The organism is Eikenella sp. HMSC071B05, assembly GCF_001811325.1.
GTDB lineage: Bacteria > Pseudomonadota > Gammaproteobacteria > Burkholderiales > Neisseriaceae > Eikenella > Eikenella corrodens.
In genome coordinates this window covers 1-1850 of sequence record NZ_KV804548.1, presented here as the reverse complement: position 1 = coordinate 1850, position 1850 = coordinate 1, and the positions used below count along the sequence as shown (strand labels likewise).

Here is a 1850-nt window from a genome sequence, read left to right as displayed (position 1 = left end):
GGAGAACCTGGTCAGGCACACTTCCCCATCTGCTGGAACTAATCAAGCACCGATTAAGCGGACAAGGTTCCAATATCCCGTATGCCGATGTAGGTATCGCTGGCGTTATCCGGACCTGGTCCATCGGCGGCTGACAAAATCAGATCAGCGTATTAGTGCAAATGGAATCCATACAGAAGGCACTGCCGGCAACGGCGGTGATGCATGCCGGGTTAAAGGCACTTTAAGCTTACTCACAGCATATCCGCACCGATGCAGAAAGTCATACCTACGGGCAAAGGGCAGATTGCCGAGACCAAATCGGCAATCAAAAGGGGTATTGAGGCAGACAGCTTTGCTTGGCTGAAAGATGATTGCAAGGACCTGGTTCTTTTACTCACTAAAAGAGATCTTTGCAAAATTCCCCAAAATCCCCTAAATTCCCACCAAGACATTTAGGGGATTTCTCATGAGCACCTTCTTCCAGCAACCCGCACAAGCCATGATTGCCAAACACATCGACCGCTTCCCACTATTGAAATTGGATCAAGTGATTGATTGGCAACCGATCGAACAGTACCTGAATCGTCAAAGAACCCGTTACCTTAGAGACCACCGCGGCCGCCCCGCCTATTCCCTGTTATCCATGTTCAAAGCCGTCCTGCTCGGACAATGGCACAGCCTCTCCGATCCCGAACTCGAACACAGCCTCATCACCCGCATCGATTTCAACCTATTTTGCCGTTTTGACGAGTTGAGCATCCCCGATTACAGCACCTTATGCCGCTACCGCAACTGGCTGGCGCAAGACGACACCCTGTCCGAATTGCTGGAACTGATTAACCGCCAACTGACCGAAAAAAACCTAAAAGTAGAGAAAGCATCCGCCGCCGTCATTGACGCCACCATTATTCAGACCGCCGGCAGCAAACAGCGTCAGGCCATAGAAGTCGATGAAGAAGGACAAGTCAGCGGCTAAACCACACCGAGTAAAGATAAAGATGCCCGTTGGACAAAGAAAAACGGCCTCTACAAACTCGGTTACAAACAACATACCCGTACCGATGAGGAAGGCTATATCGAGAAACTGCACATTACCCCCGCCAATACCCATGAGTGCAACCACCTGTTGCCTTTGCTGGAAGGAATAGCCAAAGACACAACCGTCTATGCCGATAAAGGCTACGACAGTGCGGAAAACCGGCAACATCTGGAAGAGCGTCGACTGCAGGATGGCATTATGCGCAAAGCCCACCGCAACCGCCCGCTGACGGAAGCGCAAACCAAACGCAACCGATATTTGTCGAAGACCCGTTATGTGGTCGAACAAAGCTTCGGTACGCTGCACCGTAAATTCCGCTACGCGCGGGCAGCCTATTTCGGACTGATTAAAGTGAGTGCGCAAAGCCATCTGAAGGCGATGTGTTTGAACCTGTTGAAAGCGGCTAACAGGCTAAGTGTGCCTGTTGCCGCCTAAAAGGCGGTCCGGATGCCTTATTATCAGGTATTCGGGGAGGATTAAGGGGGTATTTGGGTAAAATTAGGAGTGATTGGGGGAGAAAACAGCCGAAAACCTGTTTTTGGGTTTCGGTTGTTGGAGGAAAAGAAATTTTGCAAAGGTCTCTAAAAGATAAAACCTAAGCAAGAGGTGATGATGCATACCGACGACCGGCAGCTATCTCCCCTAAAGACCGGAGGTGTACTAGGTTCGTGGCCAATCGTTTCATGGTTGATACTGTTTTTATTACCCGAAATATTCGTTTTAATTCAACGATATAGTAAATTATCTAATATGATCAACTAAGTATCTTGCCTTTGTGCCTGTCGACATCTTTGAGTATGCAGAATAACGGCTCCATCCAGCCTTCAGG

The 1850-nt window shown here is 49.2% G+C and carries 1 pseudogene; it reads left to right on the top strand.

The features are described from left to right. Window positions 1-448: 448 nt before the first annotated feature. A pseudogene (locus HMPREF2796_RS10800) lies at window positions 449-1456 on the top strand (IS5 family transposase). The last annotated feature ends 394 nt before the right edge of the window (window positions 1457-1850 follow it).